Source organism: Fretibacterium sp. OH1220_COT-178 (assembly GCF_003860125.1).
GTDB lineage: Bacteria > Synergistota > Synergistia > Synergistales > Aminobacteriaceae > CAJPSE01.
Window position 1 is genome coordinate 1 of the sequence record NZ_RQYL01000044.1, and the last position, 8,320, is coordinate 8,320.

3 protein-coding genes are annotated in these 8,320 nt (G+C 64.4%); all 3 read right to left on the reverse strand.

Annotated elements, in window-relative coordinates:
• Window positions 1-1,083: adenosylcobinamide amidohydrolase (locus EII26_RS12490; RefSeq protein ID WP_158612340.1), on the reverse strand; the 1,083-nt coding region annotated here is incomplete at its 3' end.
• A gap of 332 nt (window positions 1,084-1,415) precedes the next feature.
• On the reverse strand, window positions 1,416-4,472 hold the full coding sequence (locus tag EII26_RS12495; RefSeq protein ID WP_124889490.1) for a Synerg-CTERM sorting domain-containing protein: 3,057 nt from the start codon (window positions 4,470-4,472) through the stop codon (window positions 1,416-1,418).
• Window positions 4,473-4,940: 468 nt separating this feature from the next.
• Window positions 4,941-8,150 carry a Synerg-CTERM sorting domain-containing protein gene (locus tag EII26_RS12500; RefSeq protein WP_124889491.1) on the reverse strand — a complete coding sequence of 1,070 codons (3,210 nt, stop codon included), beginning with the start codon at window positions 8,148-8,150 and terminating at the stop codon, window positions 4,941-4,943.
• Window positions 8,151-8,320 lie beyond the last annotated feature (170 nt).

Consider the following 8,320-nt stretch of genomic DNA (forward strand, 5'->3'; position numbering starts at 1 on the left):
ATTCCGGTCCCGCTCCACACGATCCAGCAGCCCCTCGCAGCAGACGTCGGTCAACGACGTGACGAGGGCCTCCGCATCCGCAGGAAGCGGCCGCTCGCCCACCCCGAACCCCAGCGCGGCCAAAGGAGCCCGGGCGGCCTCCCAGGCATCCTGCGGCGACAGGAGCCCCCAGAGCGCCTGGTCCATGAGGTGAACGCACAGGGACAGGGTCGCCACCAGTTCGCCCCGGCGCGACAGGCCGTGCAGGACATCGGAGAAATGCGGACGGTCCAGCGGGTCCGGCCGTCCGCGGTAACGTGCCCACAGGGAGTCCTCGGTGACGCCGAAGCGATCCATACGGCGCAGCACGTCGTGCTGCATCTCCGGGCACAGGCCCGTCTGAAGCCTCAGGGCCTCCTTCACCGCGTCCATGACGACACGGCCGATCGTCTCGCCCAGCTTGCTGTGGTTGCCCGTGTCGGTGAGACGCAGCGGAGCGTCGGAAACGGCGACGAGGACCGCGCCGTCGGTTCCCGATCCCGTGGCCAGCCCGCGGGAGTAGCGGCTCGAGACCGCCAGCTCCTGAAGCGCCGCCGCCTTGGCCTCCGTGCAGGTGATCAGCCCCCGGGTCAGGGCCCCCTCGCTCAGGTCGCAGTCGACGTGCAGCAGGATGTTTATGGTTCCCGTCGGATGCGCGGCGAGGGAACGCTCCTCGTCCCACGAGGCGGGGTCCCCGACGCGGCCGCCGTTGACCTCCAGACCGGCCGTAACAAAAGCGGTCGCCGTGGCGGAACCCCAACGCCCCGTCCTCACGGCCATCCTCTCCATGGACGCCGCCGTGGACAATCCAGCGCAGCGGACCGGATCGAGCCCGAGATCCTCCGCCACAAGGGCGAGGTGTTCCGCGTAGGTCGGCGCCCTCATGAAGCAGGCCATGCCCTCTCCCGGATTGCAGCAATGGTTGAAGACCTGCTCCAGGTCGTCCCGAAGCCCTCCGTTGAAGGGCGAGGTGCTCAGCACCCTGCGCGGCCCCGAAAAGGTCAGGACCACGGATTTGTTGTAGTGATGCGCCTCGTCCCCGCAGGGGGAGCTCCAGATCCTCATGCCTCGACTTCCTTCCCGCATACCAAACTGCGTTTAACAAAGAGACCATTACTTGCCTCCCCTGCAAGGGGAGGTGGTTCGTGCCAGCGAACCGGAGGGGTTGCTTTGCACGCTCAACAACACCCCCCAGCTTCGCTATCGCTCAGCAGCCCCCCTTGCATGGGGGCCGAAAGCCTCCCCTGAAAGGGGAGGTGCCGAACGTAGTAAGGCGGAGGGGTTGTTCTTGAGGCGCGATAACACCCCCCAGCTTCGCTATCGCTCAGCAGCCCCCCTTGTATGGGGGCCAAAAGCCTCCCCTGAAAGGGGAGGTGTCGCCGAAGGCGACGGAGGGGTTAACCCCTCCGCCGCCTAACCACAGGAACAGCCGCCGCCAACAGCAGCCAGCCCCACAAAAAGCCCGCGTCACAACCGCCGCTGGATCCACTCCTGGGCGTCTCCGGGCCGGGCTTCGGCTTGGGCTTCGGGGTCTGCGCTGCCCACGGCTCCACGGACAAAAGCAGCGCAGGATCCACGATCCTGCCGTTCGCCCGACCGTCCAGGTCGTACTCTCCTCCATCCTTGATGAACAGCGTCAATACGTACCGGCCGCTCCGGCTCAGGTCTCCGGCAAGTCGGCCGTTCCCCTCTAGAACCGTGAAGCGGCCGTCGCCGAACTCCGCGGCGGAACCTGCGTATTTCATCAGCTGAACCGAATCCGCACCCGTCACCTTCAGCACCCTGACCTCGGAAGCCTCCTCCGCCAGAAGTGCCGCACCCGTCAGCTCGATACCCACCGCAGCAACGCTCGTTCCCTCCGGAAGGCTCGCGGTCAGAACGGGCAGTGACTTCACCTGGTCGATGAAACCGTCGGAGCTCACAACCCTTTCCGAAAGATCCCAGCCCATGTCCGCGTTCAGCCTCACCAAACCCGTCCTCCGGTCGACGTCCAGGTCTCCCTTCTCCAAGCCGCACTCCGAAAGCATCCTGACCGCACGATCCAGCGAATCCGACGGCCCATCGCCCAGAACCAGCTCGGGCTTCACCGAGGCAATCTCCCCGTTCGTCCCCTCGGGCAGTGCCGGCGCGACCCCCCGCTCGGGGATCCTGGAATCGTCCGGGCTCACAGGCCCGGGAATATCCGAACTCACCGGCGGTTTTATATCGGGGCTCACGTCCGGACTCACCGGTCCGGGCAAGGAAGCGTTCTTCGCCAGAACCGCACTGAGGGCGACCTTACGCTCCACGGGATTTCCGTCGGGCCGGCCGCCGTCCCGGACGTACACCACCAGCCCGTACGTCTCCTCCGCGGCAAACGGGGCGTCGCCCTTCATCACGCTCCCGTCCTTCCGCTGCACCGCAAAATGCCCGTCCAGGTAATCCCTGGGGTTCTCTGCATATCGGAAAAGCTCGCCCGTCCCGCCGGGACGAACCCCGAACAGCGCAACGTCCTTCGGTGCGGACGCGCGGAAGCGTTTGCCCTCAACCCAGAAGCCCACAGCCGCCAGGGTTCGCGGCTTCGACACCTCCAGCGCGATCAGCGGGAACGGTGAGGCACCGCTCAGCTTCACGCCTTCCTGCTTTCCCAGCGCCTCCATCACCGTCTCCAGCCGGGCACGGCTCGGGTACAGCAGGCCGTCGCCGCCAAGGCGGAAGTCCTCCGGGACCGCGCCCATCTCCGGCAACAGATCTGCGGCCAGGCCCGACCTCACCCCAAAGGGCCGTTTTCCCTCCGCCCCGCCCGGAAGCATCACTCCGATCGGGACGAACCCCGGCATGTTCGGCTCAGCTCCCAGAGCCTCACCCCAAACCGTAGCCGCAGCCACAGCCGACTGGCCGCCAGCCGACCGGACCGTGACGACGTAGGACGCACCGTCCTTATACTGTTTTTTCAGCGTCACCGCGGCTGTCCCATTCCCGTGGTCCTCCAGGAGGAGATCCTCAACAGACGCCCCCTGCCCCTCCGCCTTCGTCACCGACCAGCTTAGAACCGTGGGCTGCGCGTCCAAAGGGATCGTGGAGGCCGTGAGTGTGACGCTCTCCCCCTCCTTCAATGCATGGTTGGGGGCGCCCAAGGCGATGCCCGTCACCGGCGGGAGGGCGTTCACGACCTTCAGCACCGCACCGGGCGTCAGTGCCGCATCGTCGCTGGCGACCGGAACGCCCAGCGCCCCCGTCACCGCCAGAGAGATGCGGTACAACCCCTCGGACGCGGCCTTCACCTCGATCTCCGGGCCGTCGGTCCCGGAGAGGACCGTCAGGCCGCGCTCCGCGGTCCACCTGTATTTCAGGCCCGAGAGGTCCCCCGTGGAGGGATAGGGACGGGCGCGGATCTTCCGCGTCTCCCCCACAAGCATCGTACGAACGTCGGCCGCATCCAGCACCACCGAGGCGACCGGCAGCTGCGCCGGGTCCGTGATTTTCCCCGGTGCTCCTGGCGAGGTTCCCCACCCCTCACTGGGCTGAGTCTCCTTCACCTTCAGCCAGTAGCAGTCTGTCCAGCCGTAGCCGTAGGCCCCGACGATCCCTCCGGTATAGGCCGGCTGTGCCTTCACGGAGTCACAGACCGAAACGCAGTACCTGAAGATCTCCGGCATGGGGCTGAACCCGCCCACGACGCCCCCCGCGTCCATCTCGCTCTCCACCTCGGAACAGAGCGCGGTACAGTTCTCCAATGCTCCCTTATTCCAATAAGAGAACCCCAGGATCCCCCCCGCATAGGGGAACCCGCCAGCCTCGACCGCCTTGGCCGTGCCGAAGGTCACGCAGTTGCGAATCATGCCGCCGCCGTTGAGAGAGGCGATCCCGCCGACATAAGAGTTGGCGGGGCTGGAACCTCGAAGGTCGAAGGACGTCGTACAGTTGAGAATGTTTCCGTCCACCCAGCTCGTGATCCCCGCCGCGCCGTTGGATTTCCTGTTGGTGATGGAGCCCATGACCGTCACATCTTTCACCGTGCCCGTCGGTGCGATATGACCAAAGAAGGAACCGGAATGACTGAGAGCTCCTGTAGCCGGGCTGCGCGGAAGATAGGCGCCCGTCGAAATAGTCACGCCCCTGACGGCATGGCCTCCACCGTCAAAGGTGCCTGCAAACCCGGCCAGGTCCCCGTAGGCGCACATCCAGCCGATGGGAGACCACTCCCTTCCCGCCATGGTGATGTCCCGAGTCAGGAGGACGTACTTGTCCTTGAAATCGTTACCGTCCGAGACCAGCTTGGCCAGCCCGGCCAGATGCTCCGCCGTCTCGATGAGGTAGGGGTCGGCCTCCGTCCCGGCATGTTGGTTCAACCAGGACGTGTCGGCCACGTCGGACCAGAGTTTCACCTCCGCCCCAAAAGCTGTGGGCAATGCCAGCAGAAGAGCCACTCCCAAAATGACAATGCCCTTGACGCCGCGCAACCGTTTGCGCATGGTTTCACTCTCCTTTCTTACTATCTCCCCATAGTAGGGATCCCAAAGCCTCCCCTGATGAAGCTCCCGAGCGACCGGCACGGCTTATCTCACTTTTCGGCCCATCTGCTTCGCCGAACGGCAGCAACTCTGCTACCGTTCGGCATAAGCGACCGACTCAGCGTTTTCAGCCTTGCAGGCTGAAAAGAGCTGGTCGTCTGCTTAAAGGGGAGGTGGTTCGCGCCAGCGAACCGGAGGGGTTCAGCCAGACGACGCAGCTTATGCAATCGCGTCAGCGATTGCGGCGCTGCGTTGGTCGGCTGTGCCGAAGCAAGGCAATTGATTGCCTTGTGGAGGCGTTGGCGGGGAATGTCAGACAGGCGCGTCTTATGAAAAACACTCGCCGCCCCTACCCCCCTTCGGGGAGCCTTCCGGCTGCCGTTCGCCCTTGCTCACGGGCCGTCGGTGTCGCCGAAGGCGACGGAGGGGTTAACCCCTTCGCCGCCCAACCACAGGAACAGCCGCCAGCAACAGCAGCCAGCTCCACAAAAAGCCCGCGTCGCAACCGCCGCCGCTGTCCCTTCCCTCCGGTTCCGGTTGAGGGCTCGGACCCGGCTCCGAACCGCCCGTCACCGACAGCAGCGCCAGAGGATCGACCACCCTGCCGTTCACCTCGCCGTCCAGGTCGTACTTCCCTCCGTCCTTGATGAATACCGTCAGAACGTACCGAACGCGAGGCTTCAACTCCTCCACTACTCCGCCTCCGGAATCCAGCACCGTGAAACAACCGTCGCCAAACTCCTCCGGACTGCCCGCCCAATTCAGCAGCGCTCCCGTATCCGGACCCGTCGCCTTCAGCAGCTTCACACCGGAAGCCCTCTTCGACAGCAGCTCCGTACCCGTCAGCTCCAATCCAACCGCCGCAACGTTCGCTCCCTGCGGCAAAACAGCCGAAAGCACCGGCAGCGTCCGCACACGCCTCAGCGTGGAACCGGACGGAAGCACCTTACCGGCAACCTCCCGAACCACACGGCTCTGAAGCCTCACCACACCCGTATCCGCATCGAACATCAGATCCCTCTCCGTCAATCCGCTGTCGGAGAGCGCGTCCGCTGCGCTCTTCAAGGCCGAGGTCTCTTTGCCCTTGAAAAATTCCGGCTTCGACGAACCCACCCCTGCAGGCGCCTTATCGGGCAGACTCGGGGCCACGCCCTTCTCCGGGGCCTCCGGAACCTCGATGTCGGGGCTCACAGGGGCCGGAACATCCGGGCTCAACGGCGCGGGAATGTCTGGGCTCACATCCGGGCTCACGTCCGGACTCACCGGTACGGGGGAGACATGTTTCACCGTGACGATCACGTCGTCCGACAGGCCGGACCCGTCCACCGCCGAGGCGACGATCCGGTACTTCGCACCCGACACGGGCCGGGACAGCGTCACCGTCGCGCCAAGGCCGTTGGCGGCGGGCGTCAATTCGATATCGTCGGCCTCTGCAGAAGCCCCCTCGAGCACCTTGAAGCTCCAATCGCACTGCGGGAAGGAGGCGGCATCCGCCCCCGGACGGATCTCCGCTCGGATCTCCGCCTTCTGGCCCTTTTGGCTCAGTTCGATGTTCCCGGGGCTCAGGCTCAGGGACTCCAGGCGAACGCGCCGGATCGTGACGAAGGACGTCGGGTTGTAGGTCGTCCCCCCCAGAAGGCCGCTGCAGGACAGCTTGAGGCCGGCCGTCCCTTCCTTCAGTCCCTTGAGGACCGCCGTCTCCATATTGGGGGACGCGATGTTCAGGACATCCTTGTCGGCTGTCGTCCAGCTGAAGCCGACCGTGCCCTTGTTGGCGGCCGTCTGGGGATAGACCTCCGCCTTGACGGGCGTGCCCCTGTTCTCGGTCAGACCAAGCAGGGGAACCAAAACAACCGACGTGGCGGGCAGGTCAGACTCTGATGCCACAGCATCGGTGTTGACGACGGTTCCGGTCCCCCCTCCCACGGCCTGACTCGAACCCAGCCCCGATACCCAGCGGCACTCCTTCACCGCACCGGCGTTGTTCCCGACGAGGGCACCCGAGACCGCGTTCGGCCCGGTCTCAATTTTGCACGCCGCGGAGCTGTTCTCAATCGTCCCGGTCGCCTTGCCCGCCACGCCGCCGACGGTCCTGCCCCCGGAAAGCCGGCCGCGGGCAAAACAGTTGTAGACGCCAGAGGAATCGCTTTCAGCAATCCTGCCGAAGATCCCTCCCAGGAAAACCCGAGGCCCGTCTCCAACGTCGAGCTCGCCGTTGAAAACACAGTTCGCAGCAGCCTCCGTTCCGCTATAATAGCCTGCAATGCCGCCCACCGACGCTGTACCCGCCCCCGAACAATCCTCGGAGATCGTCCACTCCGCCAGACAATTTTCCAAAGTGCTGCATTTCCCGGCAATGCCACCGAGCAGCACATCCGAAAATGTTATGGTCTCGGCAAAGGTGACGGTAAAGCGCGCCCGACAGTTTTTGAGAGAGGAAGAGCCCTCTGCGGCAATACCGCCGACAGTCATCTGTTTCGCATATTTTCCCATTTCGCCGCGACGGAACTCCCCCTCAAAGGAGCAGTTCTGGATTGTTCCTCCAGCCCCGGCAGCGATGCCGCCCATTTTCACATCACAATATTTGCCCCTTGCCTCCAATCGGGCCTGCACTCGGCAGTCGGAGATCCCTCCAGCGCCCGTTCCATAAAGTCCCCCCAGAGAGATGGTGCTCACCCCCCTGCACTCCACGACCATGGAGCCCGTGAAGGAACAGTTCCGGATCGTCCCGTTGCACGTATTGGCAAGAGCACCCCTCTGAAACTGGCCTTTCCCGTAAGCAAACACAATGTCGCCGGTCAGGTTCAGGTTGAGAACCGTTCCTACCTGACTTCCTTTGGTACTGATAGAGTCAAAAAGAGGGGCGCCGATCCGGACAGTATGCCCTTGTCCATCAAAGGTGCCCCGGAACTGATAGATGGGACTCCAGATCTTATCGGCAAGGTTCAGGTCCGCATTCAGCCTCACCGTCATGCCCAAGAAGTCCTTGCCACCGTTCGCCAGCTTCGCCAGCCCCGCAAGCTGCTCCTCCGTGGAGATGACGAACTCCGTCTGCCCCTCGTCATACCAGCTTATGTCCGCACTGATGGGGACGAGCGGAACGAGGGGAACATCCGGGCTGACCGGACCCGGAACGTCCGGGCTGACCGGGTCCGGCAGAAGCCCCCGGACCACGACGGCGGTCGACGGAGTCAGGGGCTCCCCTCCCGGAAGTCCGCCGCAGGACAACTTGAGAGCGGCCGTCCCCTTCTTCAGAGCCTCGATCTCCGTCGTCTCCGCATTGGGGGATACGATGTTCAGAACAGCCCCCTCGGCCGTCCAGGCGAAAGAGAGCAAGCCCTTGTTGTACGCCGTATGGGGGTGAACCTCCGCGGCAACCGTCTTGGCCTCGCCCTCGAGCATCCCGAGGAACGGCGTCAGCACAACCGAGGTGGCGGGCAAAGCGGACTCCGACGCCACGGCCTCGGAACCTTCAGGCTCCTCCCCGTCCCCCACGGCATCGTCCGGCCCCAGGCCCGACACCCACCCGCACCCGGATACCGTCCCCTGGTTGTCTCCGACGAGGGCTCCAGCCGTCGCTTCTGCGCCGGGCAGAACCTCGCACACTGCGGAGCAGTCCTTGATCTTTCCTGCATTCACCCCGGCCACCCCGCCGATCGTCGCCCCGCCGGAAAGCCGTCCGCGGACAAAACAATTGCTGACAAAACCTTCATGGTTCCTCGTTATTCTGTGTGGGTAAGGATGAGTTCGAAATTGTCAGAAGTGGTATAGTAGAGACATTATGAAAGACATTCAAGTGTTTGAAATCG